The organism is Pseudomonas sp. PI1 (genome assembly GCF_000812405.1).
In the GTDB taxonomy this organism is placed as follows: Bacteria; Pseudomonadota; Gammaproteobacteria; order Pseudomonadales; family Pseudomonadaceae; genus Pseudomonas; species Pseudomonas citronellolis.
On record NZ_JWMC01000022.1, the window covers coordinates 111,320 to 127,472 of the forward strand.

Below are 16,153 nucleotides of genomic sequence, written 5' to 3' on the forward strand. Positions count from 1 at the left end.
GCCTCTAAGCTGCGCGCCTGCTACAGGTGCCCTCGGCCATGGCCGAAGGTGAAACAGGGAAGCCGGTGCAACCGAGCCAATTCGGTCATTCCGGCGCTGCCCCCGCAACGGTAGGCGAGTCACGCGGACGCAACAGCCACTGTGCCAACGGCATGGGAAGGCGCAGCCGCAGAGGTCCGGTGACCTTCACTCGCGAGCCCGGAGACCGGCCCGTAGCGACGACGACGCGCAGGAAGCCGTCGGGCGCTGCCCAGGCCGCGCTCCGATCGCCCCGCGTCATCCCGGTTTACTAGCCGCGCGGGTGAGAGCGGTGGAGCGATCAGGCAGATGAGCATTCTCCTTCCAGCCACGGCCCCGCGCCGCGCGGCTGCTTTCCGTCGTCCCTCCCGCACGCCCCTTCAGCCCCGGTGCCTTGGCATCGCGAGCACGGCCGCCTTCGGCCAGGAGACCCAACGATGAGCGAATCCCCGGAAAAGGACGAGCGCCACCGCGCGCGCATGCAGCGCAAGAAGGACGTGATCGACGAGAAGATCGCCCAGGCTCGGGACGAGCGCGGCGTGCTGCTGGTGCTCACCGGCAACGGCAAGGGCAAGAGCAGCTCGGCCTTCGGCATGCTCGCCCGCGCCCTCGGCCATGGTATGCAGGCCGGCGTGGTGCAGTTCATCAAGGGCGCCGCGAGCACCGGCGAGGAAGCCTTCTTCCGCCGCTTCCCCGAGCAGGTGCGCTACCACGTGATGGGCGAGGGCTTCACCTGGGAGACCCAGGACCGCCAGCGCGACATCGAGAAAGCCCGGCAGGCCTGGGACGTGGCCCGCGAGCTGCTGGCCGACCCGGCCGTCGGCCTGGTGCTGCTGGACGAGCTGAACATCGCCCTCAAGCACGGCTACCTGGCGCTGGACGCCGTGCTGGCCGACATCGCCGCGCGTCCGGCGCACCAGCACGTGGTGGTCACCGGCCGCGCCGCCCAGCAGGGCATGATCGACGCCGCCGACACCGTCACCGAGATGGGCCTGGTCAAGCACGCCTTCAAGGCCGGCATCAAGGCGCAGAAAGGGGTGGAGTTCTGATGACCCGGGCGCGCCAGTGCCCGGCGCTGCTGATCGCCGCTCCCGCCTCGGGGCAGGGCAAGACTACCGTCACCGCCGCCCTGGCCCGCCTGCACGCGCGCCAGGGGCGCCGGGTGCGGGTGTTCAAGGTGGGCCCGGACTTCCTCGACCCGATGATCCTCGCCCGCGCCAGCGGCGCGCCCGTGCACCAGCTCGACCTGTGGATGGTCGGCGAGGCGCAGAGCCGCCGGCTGCTCTGGGAGGCGGCGGGGGAGGCCGAGCTGATCCTCATTGAAGGGGTGATGGGCCTGTTCGACGGCACGCCCTCGGCGGCCGACCTGGCGCGCACCTTCAATGTGCCGGTGCTCGGCGTGATCAATGGCCAGGCCATGGCGCAGACCTTCGGCGCCCTGGCCGTGGGCCTGGCCACCTACCAGCCGGGCCTGCCGTTCTCCGGCGTGCTCGGCAACCGCGTCGGCAGCCAGCGTCACAGCGACCTGCTGCGCGACAGCCTGCCGGAGTGGATTCGCTGGTACGGCGCGTTGCCGCGCAGCGCCGACCTGGAACTGCCCAGCCGCCACCTGGGCCTGGTGCAGGCCGAGGAACTGGCCGACCTGGACGCGCGCCTGGACGCCGCCGCCGACGCCCTGGCCGCCAGCAGCGCAGTGGACCTGCCGCCGCCGGTGACTTTCGCCGCGCCCACCGAGCGCGAACCGCAAGCGTCCCTGGCCGGCGTGCGCATCGGCGTGGCGCGGGATGCCGCCTTCGCCTTCCTCTACCAGGCCAACCTCGACCTGCTGCGCGAGTTGGGCGCCGAGCTGAAGTTCTTCTCGCCGCTCACCGACGAATACTTGCCGGAGGTGGATAGCCTCTATCTACCCGGCGGCTATCCGGAACTGCACCTGGCGCAGCTGGAGAACAACCGCGCCATGGCCGAGGCCATCCGCGCCCACCATGCCGCCGGCAAGCCGCTGCTGGCCGAGTGCGGCGGCATGCTCTACCTGCTCGATGGCCTGACCGACGCCGAGGGCCGCAGCGGCCGACTGCTCGGTCTGCTGCCCGGCCGTGCCACCCTGCAGAAGCGCCTGGCCGCCCTGGCCCTGCAGGAAGTGGAACTGCCGGAAGGCCCGCTGCGCGGCCACACCTTCCACCATTCGCTGCTGGACAGCCAACTGGAGCCGGCCCTGCGCGGCACCTGCCCGAACGCCAAGCCGGTGGCCGAGGCGGTGTTCCGCCTGGGCCGCCTGACCGCGTCCTATATCCACTTCTACCTGCCGTCGAACCCGGCAGCCGCCGCCGCGATCTTCCGCCCATGAACGAGCACGCCTACAGCCCCGAGGAACGCGCGGCCATCTACCGCGCCATCGCCGAGCGCCGCGACATGCGCCACTTCAGCGGCGGCGAGGTGGCGCCGGCGCTGTTGGCGCGTCTGCTGGAAGCGGCGCACCAGGCCCCCAGCGTCGGCCTGATGCAGCCCTGGCGCTTCATCCGCATCACCCGCCCGGCACTGCGCGAGGCCATCCACGGCCTGGTGGAGGCGGAGCGGGTGAAGACCGCCGAGGCCCTGGGCGAGCGCTCCGAGGAATTCATGCGGCTGAAGGTCGAGGGCATCCGCGACTGCGCCGAGCTGCTGGTGGCGGCCCTGGCGGACGGCCGCGAGGCCCACGTCTTCGGCCGCCGCACCCTGCCGCAGATGGACCTGGCCTCGCTGGCCTGCGCCATCCAGAACCTCTGGCTGGCGGCCCGCGCCGAAGGCCTGGGGATGGGCTGGGTGTCGCTGTTCGAACCCGCCGCCCTGGGCGAACTGCTCGGCCTGCCGGCGGGCAGCGAGGCGGTGGCGGTGCTGTGCCTGGGCCCGGTGGCGGAGTTCTACCCGGCGCCCATGTTGGCCCTGGAAGGCTGGCGCCAGCCGCGCCCGCTGAACGAACTGCTTTACGAAAATCACTGGGGAGAACGCCCATGAGCCTGGCCCTGCTGAGCGTCGCCGGCGTGGCCCTGGACGGCCTGCTCGGCGAGCCGAAGCGCTGGCACCCGCTGGTAGCCTTCGGCCGCCTGGCCGACCGCCTGGAGCGCCGCTTCAATCGTTCACGTACTCCAGACCTGCCGGTTGGCAGCGTCGACTCCCTCGCCCTTCAGGGGGGGCCGCCTTCCGGAGAGGGCCGGGGAGAGGGCGCTCTTCTTCCAACCTCCCCAACCTCCGATAACCACACCCCCGGTCTCGGCTGGCGCAGCCACGGCGTCACCGCCTGGGCCCTGGCCGTGCTGCCACTGACCTTCATCACCTGGCTGCTGACCCTGGTCCCGCACCTCGGTTGGCTGGTCTCCGCCATTGCCCTCTACGCCGCCATCGGCCTGCGCAGCCTGGGCGAGCACGCCGAGCCCGTGGCTCTGGCCCTGCGCGACGGCGACCTGCCCGAGGCGCGCAAGCGCGTGGGCTACATGGTCAGCCGCGAAACCGCCGAACTGGACGACAGCGCGGTGGCCAAGGCCGCCACCGAATCGGTGCTGGAGAACGGCAGCGACGCGGTGTTCGCCGCGCTCTTCTGGTTCGCCGTGGCCGGCGCGCCGGGCGTGGTGCTGTACCGCCTGAGCAACACCCTGGACGCCATGTGGGGCTACCGCAACCCGCGCTTCGAACGCTTCGGCTGGGCCGCGGCGAAGATCGACGACGCCCTCAACTACATCCCCGCGCGCCTGGTCGCGCTGACCTACGCGCTGCTCGGCAACACCCGCCTGGCCCTGCGCAGCTGGCGCCGCCAGGCGCCGCAATGGGACAGCCCCAACGCCGGCCCGGTGATGGCCGCCGGCGCCGGTGCGCTCGGCGTGGCCCTGGGCGGCAACGCCGTCTACCACGGCGAACTGCACGAACGCCCGCAACTGGGCGAAGGCCCGGCGCCAGGCGCCCGCGACATCTGGCGGGCCCTGGCCCTGGTGCGCCAGGGCGTGCTGCTGTGGCTGCTGGCGATCCTCGGCCTGGGGGCGCTGCTGCATGCTTGAGCACGGCGGAAAGCTGCGCGCGGCCGCGCAGCGCTACGGCATCGCGCTGGAGGGCTGGCTCGACCTGTCCACCGGCATCGCGCCCTGGCCCTGGCCGCTGGCGGACATCCCCGCCAGCGCCTGGCAGCGCCTGCCGGAAGAGGATGACGGCCTGGAGCAGGCCGCGCGCGATTACTACGGCTGTGACTCATTGCTGCCGCTGCCCGGCAGCCAGGCGGCGATCCAGGCCCTGCCGCGCCTGCGCGCACCGGGCCGGGTCGGCGTGCTCGCGCCTTGCTACGCCGAACATGCGGCGGCCTGGAAACAGCATGGCCATGAACTGCTGGAACTGGCCGACGATGAGGTGGACGGCCTGGTCGACCAGCTCGACGTGCTGCTGCTGGTCAACCCCAACAACCCCACCGGCCGGCGCTTCGACAGCCAACGCTTGCTGGCTTGGCATGAGCGCCTGCGCGCCCGCGGCGGCTGGCTGGTGGTGGACGAGGCCTTCATGGACTGCACCCCCGGGCACAGCCTGCTGCCCCTGGCCGGCGGCCAGCCGGGCCTGGTGGTGCTGCGTTCGCTGGGCAAGTTCTTCGGCCTGGCCGGCGCGCGCCTGGGCTTCGCCTTCGCCGAGCCATCGCTGCTGCGGGGCCTGGCCGAGCTGCTCGGGCCCTGGGCGGTGAGCGGGCCGACGCGCTGGGTGGCCCGGCACGCCCTGGCCGACCACGCGCGGCAAGGTGAACGCCGCGCAGCGCTGGAGCAGGCCGGCGCACGCCTGGCCGCGCTTCTTAAAACGCACCGGTTGCTGACCCAGGGCACCGCGCTGTTCCAGTGGCTTGCCTACCCTCGGGCCGGCGAACTGCACGAGCACCTGGCCCGCCGCGGCATCCTCGTGCGCCTCTTCGACAGTCCGCCGAGCCTGCGCTTCGGCCTGCCCGCCGACGAAGCCGGCTGGCAGCGCCTGGGCCAGGCCCTCGGCGAATGGAGCCCGACATGACCACCCCGATGGTGCAAGGCACTACTTTAATGGTGCAGGGCACCACCTCCGACGCCGGCAAGAGCACCCTGGTGACCGCGCTGTGCCGCTGGCTGCGCCGCCAGGGCGTGGCGGTGGCGCCGTTCAAGCCGCAGAACATGGCGCTGAACAGCGCGGTGACCGCCGACGGCGGCGAGATCGGCCGCGCCCAGGCGGTGCAGGCCCAGGCCTGCCACCTGGCGCCGCACACCGACATGAACCCGGTGCTGCTCAAGCCCAACAGCGACGTGGGCGCCCAGGTCATCATCCACGGCCGCGCGGTGACCAGCATGAACGCCGCCGCCTATCACGATTACAAAAGGGTCGCCAAACAGGCTGTGCTCGAATCCCACCAGCGCCTGCTCGACGCCTACCAGGTAGTGATGGTGGAAGGCGCCGGCTCCCCGGCGGAGATCAACCTGCGTGCCAACGACATCGCCAACATGGGCTTCGCCGAGGCGGTGGATTGCCCGGTGATCCTCATCGCCGACATCGACCGCGGCGGCGTCTTCGCCCATCTGGTCGGCACCCTGGAGCTGCTTTCCGAAAGCGAGCGGGCGCGGGTGAAGGGCTTCGTCATCAACCGCTTCCGCGGCGACATCGCCCTGCTGCAGCCGGGCCTGGACTGGCTGGAGGAACGCACCGGCATCCCGGTGCTCGGCGTGCTGCCCTACCTGATGGACTTCCACCTGGAAGCCGAGGACGCCATCGACACCCGCCAGGCCGCCAAGGCCGGGGAAAGCCTCAAGGTGGCGGTGCCGGTGCTGCCGCGCATCAGCAACCACACCGACTTCGACCCGCTGCGCCTGCACCCGCAGGTGCAACTGACCTTCGTCGGACCCGGCCAGCCGCTGCCGGCGGCGGACCTGGTCATCCTGCCCGGCTCCAAGAGCGTGCGCGCCGACCTGGCCTTCCTCCGCGCCCAGGGCTGGGACGCCGCCATCGAGCGCCACCTGCGCTATGGCGGCAAGCTGCTGGGCATCTGCGGCGGCTTGCAGATGCTCGGCCGCACGCTGTCCGACCCCCACGGCCTGGAAGGCGCCGCCGGCGACAGCGCCGGCCTCGGCTGGCTGGAGCTGGACACCGTGCTGGAACCGGAGAAGCAACTGCGCAACGTCCGTGGCCGGCTGGCCCTGGAAGACGCCGAGGTCGGTGGCTACGAAATCCACGCCGGCGTCACCAGCGGGCCGGCATTGGAGAGCCCTGCGGTGCGCCTGGACGATGGCCGCTGCGACGGCGCCCTGAGCGCCGATGGCCAGGTCATGGGCACCTACCTGCACGGCCTGTTCGAGTCCCCCGCCGCCTGCGCCGCGCTGCTGCGCTGGGCCGGCCTGGGCGAAGTGCAACAGCTGGACTACCACGCCCTGCGCGAGCGCGACATCGAGCGCCTGGCGGACCAGGTGGAGGCGTATCTGGACACGCAGAAGCTGAAATCCCTATGTGGCCTTTGAGCCGGGGGCAATCGATGGGTATCGCTTCGCTCCACCCATCCTACGAAAAGCGTTCCGTGCGGAGAAAACCCATGCTTGAACTCATCCTCGGCGGCGCCCGCTCCGGCAAGAGCCGTCTGGCCGAGCGCCTGGCCCGGGACAGCGGCCTGCCGGTCACCTATTTCGCCACCGCGCAGGCCGGCGACGGCGAGATGGGCGAGCGCATCCGCCAGCACCGCGACCGCCGCCCCGCCGAATGGGGCCTGGTGGAGGAGCCGCTGCATCTGGCGCGGGCCCTCGCCGAGCACGCCGCGCCGGATCGCTGCCTGCTGGTGGACTGCCTGACCCTGTGGCTGACCAACCTGCTGCTCGCCGACGACGGCGCGCACCTGCAACACGAAGTGAACGAACTGCTGGCCACGCTGCCGGCCCTGCCGGGCCGCATCCTCCTGGTCAGCAACGAAACCGGGCTGGGCGTGGTGCCCCTGGGCGAGCTGACGCGGCGCTACGTCGACGAGGCCGGCTGGTTGCACCAGGCCCTGGCCGAGGCCAGCGAGCGGGTGCTGTTCACCGTCGCCGGCCTGCCCATGACCCTCAAGGGAGAGCCCGTATGAGCCTGCAATGGTGGCGCGAAGCCTGCCAACCCACGGACCGCGTGGCGCGCGACAAGGCCGCCGCGCGCCAGGACCAGTTGACCAAGCCGCGCGGCGCCCTGGGCCGCCTGGAAGACGTGGCCGTGCACCTGGCCAGCCTGCAGGGCCGCGAGCGGCCGAGCCTGGAGCACCTGTGGATCGCCCTGTTCGCCGGCGACCACGGCGTGGTGGAGGAGGGCGTCTCGGCCTACCCGCAGGCGGTGACCGGCGAGATGCTGCGCAACTTCGTGCGCGGCGGCGCGGCCATCAGCGTGCTGGCCCGCGACCTGGGCGCGCGCCTGGAAGTGATCGACCTGGGCACCGCCGTGCCCCTGGAACCGCTGCCCGGCGTGCTGCACCTGATGGTCGGCGCCGGCACCCTGAACTTCGCCCGCGAGCCGGCGATGACCGCCGCGCAGTGCCTGATCGCCCTGGAAGCCGGGCGCGAATCCGTGCGCCGCGCGCAGCAGGCCGGCAGCGAGCTGTTCATCGGCGGCGAGATGGGCATCGGCAACACCACCTGCGCCGCGGCGCTGGCCTGCGGCCTGCTGGGCGAGCGCGCGTCTGCCCTGGTCGGCCCCGGCACCGGGCTGGATGCGCAAGGCGTGGCGCACAAGGCCGAGGTCATCGAGCGCGCCCTGGCCTTGCATGGCGGGCACTGCGCCGAGCCCTTCGAGGCCCTGTGCCGCCTCGGCGGCTTCGAGGTGGCGGCCCTGGCCGGCGCCTACCTGGCCTGCGCGCAGAAGGGCATCGTCGCCCTGGTGGACGGCTTCATCTGCAGCGTCGCGGCGCTCTGCGCGGTGCGCTTCAACCCGCAGTGCCGCGACTGGCTGCTGTTCGCCCACAGCGGCGCCGAGCCCGGCCACCAGCGCGTGCTCCAGGCCCTGGAGGCGCAGCCGCTGCTGGACCTGGGCCTGCGCCTGGGCGAGGGCAGCGGCGCTGCCCTGGCCGTGCCGCTGCTGCGCCAGGCCTGCCGGCTGCACGCCGGGATGGCCACCTTCGCCGAGGCGGCGGTGTCGGACCGCCCGGCATGAGCCTGCGCCTGGACTTGCTGCGCCACGGCGAAACCGAACTGGGCGGCGGCTTCCGCGGCCGCCTGGACGACGCCCTGACCGCCGCCGGCTGGGCGCAGATGCAGGCCGGCCTGGGCCTGGAGCAGCCCTGGGAGGCCCTGGTCAGCTCGCCGTTGCGCCGTTGCGCCGCCTTCGCCGAGCGCCTGTCGGCCGCAAGCGGCCTGCCGCTGCAGCTGGAACCGGACCTGCGCGAGATGGATTTCGGCGAGTGGGAAGGGCTTTCCGCAGCTAAGCTGATGGAGACTGATAGCGATGCGCTAGCCCGCTTCTGGAACGACCCCTACGCCTTCACCCCGCCGGGCGGCGAACCGCTCGCGGCCTTCGAGGCGCGGGTGTTCGCCGCCCTGCAGCGGCTGTACGCGACGCATGCCGGAAAGCACCTGCTGCTGGTGACCCATGGCGGCGTGATGCGCCTGCTCGGCGCGCGCGCCCAGGGCCTGCCGCGCGAGCAGTTGCTGCAGGTGAGCGTCGCCCACGGCGAACGGCTGGCGCTGCGCATCGAGCCGCAGGCCGGCGGCTGGAGCATCCAACCGGTCGAGTCCGCCGTGAGCGCGCCCCGATGAGCAACCTGTTCCTGCCGTTGATCGCCCTGCAGTTCCTCAGCCGCATCCCGATCCGCCTGGGCGAGGTGCCCACGCCCGAGCAGTTCGGCCGCGCCACCTTGTTCTACCCGCTGGTAGGCGCGCTGATGGGCGGCGGGCTCTACGCCCTGGGCTACTTCTTCGGCGAGACCTACCTGCTGCTGCACGCCGCCCTGCTGCTGGCCGTGTGGGTGGCCTTCAGCGGCGCCCTGCACCTGGACGGCCTGGCCGACACCGCCGACGCCTGGGTGGGCGGGCTGGGCGACCGCGAGCGCACCCTGGCGATCATGAAGGACCCGCGTAGCGGCCCGGTGGCGGTGGTGGTGCTGGTAGTGCTGTTGCTGGTGAAGTTCTGCGCCATTGCTGCGCTGCTCGACGCCCACCACTTCTGGGCCCTGCTGCTGGCGCCCTGGCTGGCGCGGGTGGCCCTGCCGCTGCTGTTCCTCACCACCCCCTACGCCCGCCCCGGCGGCCTCGGCCAGGCCCTGGCCGACCACCTGCCGCGCCGCGCGCTGCCCTGGATGCTGGCGCTCAACGCCGCGCTGATGCCGCTCACCGGCCTGAGCGGCCTGGTGGCGCTGGTGGTGGCGCTGGCGGTGTTCCTCTGGTGGCGCAACCGGCTGATGGCGCGGCTGGATGGCACGACCGGGGATACGGCGGGGGCTTTGGTGGAGTTGGTGGAGTGTGCGGTGTTGGTGGCTCTGGCGATTTAGCCAGGCATGCCATCGCCCTGCCCACACAGTTCCATGTAGGAGCGCGCCCTGCGCGCGAATCGCGGGCAGGGCCCGCTCCTACAGGTTGACGCCGAATTTCCAGTCCATACCGAACGGTCCCCTCTCCCTTCAGGGAGAGGGCTGGGGAGAGGGAGCGGACTTCCCGCCGGGCACCTCACCCCCAGGCGAACACCCTCACCCCAACGTCTCCGGCGGCGCCTCGTAGCTCCCCGACTCATAGCTCACCCCATGCCGCATCTTCGGCGGCGCATCCCCCGCATGCAGGCTGGTGACCGTGTCGATGATGGTCTTGTCTTCCAGCGTCATGCGGTCGAGCATCCTCAGGTGGGCGATCCAGTTGTCCACCAGGAACACCTCCTGCCAGGCCTCCTTGTCGCTGATGTCGCGGTACAGCGCCCAGCGTTCGGCGCCGTTGCGCAGGCGCAGGCGGCGCAGCGCCTTGGCCGCGCGGACGAAGTCGCGGGTGCGCTCGGCCGGGATGCGGTATTCGATGGTCACCAGCACCGAGCCGCGCTGGGTGTCGAAGACGAAGGTCGGCTCCCCCGGCAGGGTGCTGGGCGCGCGGGCGATGCTGCCGGGGTTGAGTTCCGGCAGGCGCGAGTTGTACAGCAGCGCCACCGACACCAGCAGCAGGCAGCCGGCGGCCAGCAGCGCGCCCTGCACGCCCAGGGTGCCGGCGAAGTGGCCCCAGAGGAACGAGCCCAGCGCCAGGCCGCCGTAGATGGCCGTCTGGTACAGCGCCAGGGCGCGCGCCTTGACCCAGTCCGGCACCAGTATCTGCACCGCCGAGTTGTAGCTGGCCACCGCGGCTATCCAGCAGCTGCCGCCGAGGATGAGAGCGGGGAACAGCACCCAGAGGCTGTCCACCGTGCCGAGGATGAGCAGCACCAGGCCGAGGGTGCCGCCGCCCAGGCTGATCAGCCGGCTGGTGCCGATCACCTTGCGTAGGCGGCCGACCAGGGTGCTGCCGAGGATGGCGCCCAGGCCCAGGGCGCCGAGCATGTAGCCGTACACCGAGGCGTTGCCGTCCGGGTTGCGGTGCGCCAGCAGCGGCAGCAGCGCCCAGACCGCGCTGGCCGACAGGCCGAACACCGCCGAGCGCAGCATCACCAGGCGGGTGACGCTGGAGTACTGGGTGAAGCGCAGCGCCGCCACCACCCCTTCGACGATGTGCTCCGGCGGCAGGGTGCGCTTGGGCACCTCGCGGCGCCATTGCCAGATGGCCCAGATCAGCGAGGCGTAGCACAGGCAGTTGAACAGGAACACCCAGGGCGCGCCGGTGGCCGACAGCAGCAGGCCGCCGATGGCCGGGCCGACCGCGCGGGCGACGTTGTAGTTGACGCTGTTGAGCAGCACCGCGTCGCCCACCAGACGCGGCGGCACCTGCTCGTTCACCGCCGCCTGCCAGGCCGGGATGGTGATGGAGCTGCCCAGGGACAGCCAGAGGATGGAAGCGATCAGCAGCAGCGGGTCGAGGTAGCCGAGGAACGCCAGCAGCGTCACCAGGGCGGCGCCGGACAGTTCGATGGACAGGCCGACGAGCATGATCTTGCGCCTGTCGTGGTTGTCCGCCAGCACCCCGGAGAGGATCGACAGCAGCACCAGCGGCAGCGCCGAGGCGACCTGGATCATCGCCACCATCAGCGGGCTGGCGTGGGCCTCGGTGACCACCCAGGCGGCGGCCACCGACTGCGCCCAGGTGCCCAGGTTGGCGAACAGGTTGCAGATCCAGATGATGCGGAAGGCCGCGATGCCGAACGGGGCGAGCACGCCGCTGCGCTGGGGATCGGCCTCGTTCTTCAGCGGCAGGTCGTTCTTCGGTGACACGGATTGCAGCATGGGGGAAATGCCTTCTTGCGATGGCCGGCGACGACGGCGCCCTGCCGGCAGGTCATGCCCGGCAAGTGTAGTGGCTGGCCCCGCGCTCGCCATTGATGATGGTCAGCCTGGCCTTATCGGTGAATCGCCCTGGCCCTCTGCGACAGTGCCCCGCGGCGCCGGGGTTGCTAGGCTGCGGGGCATCGTCCGAGAAGAGTGGAGGCCCCATGAGCCACCGGTTGCGCATTTGTCTGCTGCTGTCCCTGCTGATCCTGCCGCGTTGCCTCTGGGCCTGGTCCAACCATGCCCTGGGCAGCTACCTGGCCCTGGCGCAATTGCCGGCCGTGGCCACTGCGCCGGCGGTGCCCATGGAGTCGCTGGAAGCCTTCCTCGCCGCCGAGCGCGAGGGCCTGGTGGCGTTGCTCGACGAGCAGGAGCGCTTCGCCCGCGAGCACTTCCGCCAGTACCCGGCGCGGCCCGACGCGCTGCGCTTCACCGGCGCGGAGCAGGACCTGCGCCTGGCCTTCCTCGCGGCCCTGCGGCTGAACCCGGAGATCAAGCTGGCCAACGCCATCCAGCCCGAGCCGGGGCACGACCAGCCCGCGCGGCCGCACCTGAAGGCGTCCGACGTGCTGGTGTTCCGCGACCTCGCCGGCTGGGCGCGCTGGCGCTTCATCGCCCTGCAGCCGGGCGAGCCGGTGCCGGCCCTGGCGGTGCTGGCTAGCGCCACGGACGAGCCGGACTTCGGCCACGACATCCACCTGTTCAGCGACAGCCCCGGCGCGGCCGGCCAGCGCTATGGCTTCGGCCCGCAGCCGTTCGGCGACCCGGGCTACGAGTTCAGCTCCCAGGCGCCATTCCACATGGGCTTCTACCACGAGTCGCCGATCATCTTCGCCGGCGCGCCCTACCTGCAGCGCAGCTGGCCGGAATGGCGCGCCTACCAGTTCCACGGCCTGGCGCGTTATGCCTTCGAACATGGCCATCCATACTGGGGCTACCGCTTCCTCGGCTGGTCGATGCACTACATCCAGGACCTGACGCAGCCCTACCACAGCACGCCATTACCCGGCGAAACCACCGCCAGCATGCTGTGGACCGCGCTCAAGGCCATGGCCGGCTTCGACGCCGACAAGAAGGCTGCCATCAGCCGCGTGGCCAGCCGCCACCTGGGCGTGGAGCGCTACCAGTTGGACTGGCTGCTGGAATCGCTGCGCAAGCCGCAGGGGTCGGCGTTGCTCGCCGCCTATGCCGATACTTCCGGCGACGGGGGCTATCCGGCGTATTCGGCCGATTATCCGCGGGAGGTGGTGGCGGCCGAATCCCATGCCCATGCGGCGGCCTTCGATGCGGCGATCGGTCATTGGCTGGCGACGGTCCCGGCGGATGCCGGCGTCGGCTTCAGCGCCGGCAACGAACTGGCGTCGCTGCAGCACGATGCGCAGCTGGACGAACAGCTATTGGCGTTGATCCGGGCGTTCGGGGCGCACAGCCGCAACCTGGCGAGGTCGGTGCTGCAGCGATAGGGAGGGGCGAGGGGAGGGGAAGCTGCAACGCGCCGCGAAGGGAGCGTGGACCCTTCGCGGTGGCGTTTCGGATGAGGCCTAGCCGCCAGTGCAGCCGTTGCCCCAGACCTGGTACTCGATGGTGTGACGCTCGCCCTTCGAGTCTTCGTAGGTCATCTGCGCGGGCACGACCCCGCACTGGTTGGAGACGTCGGTGGTGGAAACCACGTGGGCGACGTCCAGGTTCATTCCGTAGGTGTATTGCTCCACTGCCGGACTCTGAGGTTGGGCAGCCTCGTCCGCTTGCGCAGCGAGGGCGAGCGAGGAGAAGCCGGCCAGGGCCAGAACGACTAGGGCTTTCATGAATTTTCCTGCCTTTTTCCCGAGCGGGAGCCGCATCCGGGCGCACGCGGCCAGGACGAAGTTCATCGGCTTCATCGGGAAGATGTCTTTAGGGATGTTGCGATCGGGTTCTTGGGTGTTGCGGCGCGCTTCAACAGCAAGCAAATGGTAGGTCCGCGGCGGGCATATTCATATGCCTGGAAGCCAAAAATACCTCGTACTAAAAGGCAACAATCCAGCAGCGGCGCGGGTTTTCGGGGAGCGCGCGGGCATAATGACGCTGCGCGGTCGTGTCGCAGCCGTCGCGCGATAGGGGCTGGTGTAGGAGCGGGCCCTGCCCGCGATTTCGCGCGCAGGGCGCGCTCCTACAGGGGAATGGCGCGGGTGGGGCAGCGTAGGAGCGGATCTCATCCGCGAATCGCGCCGGTGGGTCCGGCTATCGCGGACAAGGTCCGCTCCTACGACCGTGCTTCCTGGAACCGTGGGAGCAACTGTCTTGCGGGCCGCACCGAGACGCTCTTCGTAGGATGGGTTGAGCTTGCGAAACCCATGCGGTTGCGCTGATGGGTATCGCTTCGCTCAACACCATCCTACGAAAAGCCACGCTCGCTCATGCGGTAGGAGCGGACTCTGTCCGCGATTTCGCGCGCAGGGCGCGCTCCTACAGGTGGGGCACGGCGCGCGGCTTCCTCAACCCCGCGAGCTCTCCCGCAGCGGCGAACTGGGGTCGAGCAGCGAGGTGCGGATGAAGTGCAGGTAGCTGCACATGCGCCGCAGCGGCGAGGTGTCGAAGTGCGGCGGGCGCGGTTCCTGGGTGCTGCGGGTGCTGTGGATGGCGTGCTCCACCGCCGCCAGGGCGCGCAGGCGGTTGTGCTCGCCGGGCTGGATGAACAGGCGGATCAGTGCCCGGCCCATGGCGCGGATGGCGCGGCGCCAGGGCATGTGCTCGGCGTACCAGGGCTCGTCGGGCAGCGCCGCCTGTTCGCGGCGCAGCTCGATGATCGCCAGGCCCACTTCCTGCACCTGGAACATCCAGCGCAGCAGCCGGCGCTGCACGTCGGGGCGGCCGCTGGCCAGGCCATAGGCCTGGTTGAGCAGGTCGCGGGTGCCGCTTTCGAAACCGGCCGACAGGCCCTTCAGCGGGTCGCTGATGGTGTGCACCACGCGCATGCGCAGTTCGGCCTCCAGGCGCTCCCACAGCCAGGGGCGGTTGGGCGGCAGTATCACCATGGCCGCCACCACCGCCATGCCCATGGACAGCAGCATGGCCAGGTATTCGTTGATGAAGGTGTAGGCGTCGTAGCGCGCCAGGTTGGCCGGCAGCGAGGCGATGCAGAACCACACCAGCAGGCCCACGCCGTAGCCGCTCCACTGCGGGCGGGTGATGAGGAAGGCGCCGAGGGCGAACACCGGCGCCAGCACCATGCACAGCAGCGGGAAGCCATCCAGGTGCGGCAGCACGCGGAAGGTGAGGATGAAGCCCAGCGTGGCGCCCAGCAGGGTGCCGAAGGTCAGCTGCAGCGACAGGCGCTTGGGGTTGGGCGAGGCCGAGGACAGCGCGGCGATCAGCACCGAGGTGAGGGTGAAGGTGGCGCCGCTGAGCCACGAAGTCTCGATCCAGAACACCCCGCCGACCAGCACCAGCAGCGCGCAGCGCAGCCCGGCGACGGCCGCGGCCACGGCGTTGGCCTTGGGCGTGAAGCGTTCCTTCCACTGCTCGCGGATGTGCTTGTGGGCGGCCAGGGAGGCGTGGGTCTGGGCGTAGTCGTGGAGGTCGCCGGCGAAGCGGAACAGCAGCTCGGCGGCGGTCTCGAAGTCCAGCTGGTCGGCTTCCCGCGGGCAGGCGTGGGCGAGCCTGGCGCGGGCCTCGCGGATCTGCGGCATCAGCTGCTGGCGGCAGTGTTCCAGCTGGGCGGCGAGGAAGGCCGCGTCGGCGTCGCGCAGCGGCCGGCCATGCCAGCCGGCGAGCAGCCCGCCGACTTCCACCAGGCACGGCATCAGCACTTCCAGCACGGCGCCGGCCTGGCGTTCGCGCAGGCGGTCGAGCAGGCGCTGCAGGGCGTGGAAGCGCGTGGTCAGCTGCATGAACTCGCTGTTCAGGCGCGCCAGGCGGCCGCTGCGCAGGCGCATGTGCGGGTCTTCGAAGGCGGTGACGTTGCGCAGGTTCTCCAGGCCCACGGCCTCGGCGGCGATGCGCGCGGCGGCCTGCTCGAAGCGGGCGTGGTCGAGGGTGCCTTCCAGGCCGGCGGCGGCCAGCCCGGCGAAGTCGCCGAAACGTGTGTCCAGGGCGTTGCGCAGCGCGGCGCTGCTGGTCTGCGGCAGCACCAGGGCGCTGACCAGGCCGGTGCAGAAGATGCCCAGGGTGATCTCCAGCACCCGCCACAGCGCCGCCATGAAGGCGCCCTCCGGGTGCAGGGTGGCGGGGATGCCGATCATCACCGCGGTGTAGCCGGCCAGCAGGCAGGCGTAGGCGCGGAAGTCGCGGTAGCGCGCGGCGCCGGCAGTGCACAGGCCGACCCAGAGCGACACGCAGAGCAGGAACAGCACGCGCTCCTGGGCGAACAGGGCGATGAAGCTGACCATCACCGTGAGCCCGGCCAGGGTGCCGAGGATGCGGTAGAAACTCTTGGCCAGGACCTGCCCGCTCTGCGGCTGCAGCACGATGAAGGCGCTGACCAGCACGGTGTTCGGCTGCGGCAGCTCCAGGCGGTAGGCCAGCCACAGGGCGAGGAAGGCGGTGAGCAGGGTCTTGCCGATGAACACCCAGGTCACCCCGTCGCTATGGGCCCAGGCGGACGCCGCCTGGCGCAGCGCGTCGGCGCCGGGCAGGCGCGCGCTGATGCGGGTGAGGCTGTTCATCGGGGCAGCGGCGAGTCGGGAACTGTGCAACCGCAGGGCTGCGGGAAGGGCGACGGAGCAGGGGCGAAACGAGCCTGGCGCGTATGGCGGAACACAGCTGTGAATCCTGGGAACTGCGGAGGGGCCGCGGTGGGGAGGC

The 16,153-nt window shown here is 71.1% G+C and carries 14 protein-coding genes and 1 riboswitch; of the genes, 11 read left to right on the forward strand and 3 right to left on the reverse strand.

Translation table 11 applies throughout. The features are described 5' to 3' along the window. Window positions 1–7: 7 nt before the first annotated feature. A riboswitch (cobalamin riboswitch) is annotated at window positions 8–228 on the forward strand. Between the two features lie 227 nt (window positions 229–455). The 10 genes from cobO to RN02_RS09565 all read left to right on the forward strand — a co-directional run bounded on the left by cobO (window position 456) and on the right by RN02_RS09565 (window position 9,469). Continuing rightward, complete coding sequence (gene cobO / locus RN02_RS09520) at window positions 456–1,067, forward strand: cob(I)yrinic acid a,c-diamide adenosyltransferase (protein ID WP_043314222.1); 612 nt, start codon at window positions 456–458, stop codon at window positions 1,065–1,067. Beyond that, entirely contained in the window at window positions 1,067–2,362 is a 1,296-nt protein-coding gene (locus RN02_RS09525; RefSeq protein ID WP_043314223.1) for a cobyrinate a,c-diamide synthase, read from the forward strand. The genes cobO and RN02_RS09525 overlap by 1 nt, the downstream gene beginning before the upstream one ends. After that, the gene (gene bluB, locus RN02_RS09530; protein ID WP_043314224.1) at window positions 2,359–3,009 is read left to right on the forward strand and encodes a 5,6-dimethylbenzimidazole synthase; all 651 of its coding nucleotides are present in this window, start codon (window positions 2,359–2,361) and stop codon (window positions 3,007–3,009) included. Before RN02_RS09525 ends, bluB begins: the two co-directional genes overlap by 4 nt. Continuing rightward, window positions 3,006–4,043, forward strand: coding sequence for an adenosylcobinamide-phosphate synthase CbiB (gene cbiB / locus RN02_RS09535; protein WP_043314225.1), 1,038 nt, complete (start codon window positions 3,006–3,008; stop codon window positions 4,041–4,043). The genes bluB and cbiB overlap by 4 nt, the downstream gene beginning before the upstream one ends. Continuing rightward, window positions 4,036–5,022: a threonine-phosphate decarboxylase CobD gene (gene cobD, locus RN02_RS09540; protein WP_043314226.1), complete on the forward strand. Its 987-nt coding sequence runs from the start codon at window positions 4,036–4,038 to the stop codon at window positions 5,020–5,022. The genes cbiB and cobD overlap by 8 nt, the downstream gene beginning before the upstream one ends. An 8-nt stretch (window positions 5,023–5,030) precedes the next feature. Further along, complete coding sequence (locus tag RN02_RS09545) at window positions 5,031–6,491, forward strand: cobyric acid synthase (RefSeq protein ID WP_043314252.1); 1,461 nt, start codon at window positions 5,031–5,033, stop codon at window positions 6,489–6,491. A gap of 71 nt (window positions 6,492–6,562) precedes the next feature. Further along, the gene (gene cobU, locus RN02_RS09550; RefSeq protein ID WP_043314227.1) at window positions 6,563–7,084 is read left to right on the forward strand and encodes a bifunctional adenosylcobinamide kinase/adenosylcobinamide-phosphate guanylyltransferase; all 522 of its coding nucleotides are present in this window, start codon (window positions 6,563–6,565) and stop codon (window positions 7,082–7,084) included. Then, complete coding sequence (cobT, locus tag RN02_RS09555) at window positions 7,081–8,136, forward strand: nicotinate-nucleotide--dimethylbenzimidazole phosphoribosyltransferase (protein WP_043314228.1); 1,056 nt, start codon at window positions 7,081–7,083, stop codon at window positions 8,134–8,136. The genes cobU and cobT overlap by 4 nt, the downstream gene beginning before the upstream one ends. Further along, the gene (gene cobC, locus RN02_RS09560) at window positions 8,133–8,738 is read left to right on the forward strand and encodes an alpha-ribazole phosphatase family protein (protein WP_043314229.1); all 606 of its coding nucleotides are present in this window, start codon (window positions 8,133–8,135) and stop codon (window positions 8,736–8,738) included. The genes cobT and cobC overlap by 4 nt, the downstream gene beginning before the upstream one ends. Beyond that, window positions 8,735–9,469, forward strand: coding sequence for an adenosylcobinamide-GDP ribazoletransferase (locus tag RN02_RS09565; RefSeq protein ID WP_043267732.1), 735 nt, complete (start codon window positions 8,735–8,737; stop codon window positions 9,467–9,469). Before cobC ends, RN02_RS09565 begins: the two co-directional genes overlap by 4 nt. Window positions 9,470–9,664: 195 nt before the next feature. On the opposite strand, the gene RN02_RS09570 is transcribed toward RN02_RS09565, so the two are convergent. Continuing rightward, the gene (locus RN02_RS09570) at window positions 9,665–11,329 is read right to left on the reverse strand and encodes an MFS transporter (RefSeq protein WP_043314230.1); all 1,665 of its coding nucleotides are present in this window, start codon (window positions 11,327–11,329) and stop codon (window positions 9,665–9,667) included. A 206-nt stretch (window positions 11,330–11,535) separates the two neighbouring features. On the opposite strand from RN02_RS09570, the gene RN02_RS09575 reads away from it, so the two are divergent. Next, window positions 11,536–12,834, forward strand: a complete 1,299-nt coding sequence (locus RN02_RS09575) for a phospholipase (RefSeq protein ID WP_043314231.1) — start codon at window positions 11,536–11,538, stop codon at window positions 12,832–12,834. 78 nt (window positions 12,835–12,912) lie between these two features. Here the strand turns inward: RN02_RS09575 and RN02_RS09580 are convergent, their stop codons facing one another. Beyond that, window positions 12,913–13,176 carry a DUF2790 domain-containing protein gene (locus RN02_RS09580; RefSeq protein ID WP_009618416.1) on the reverse strand — a complete coding sequence of 88 codons (264 nt, stop codon included), beginning with the start codon at window positions 13,174–13,176 and terminating at the stop codon, window positions 12,913–12,915. A 669-nt stretch (window positions 13,177–13,845) separates the two neighbouring features. Then, window positions 13,846–16,014, reverse strand: a complete 2,169-nt coding sequence (locus tag RN02_RS09585) for an FUSC family protein (RefSeq protein ID WP_052267683.1) — start codon at window positions 16,012–16,014, stop codon at window positions 13,846–13,848. Between the last annotated feature and the right edge of the window lie 139 nt (window positions 16,015–16,153).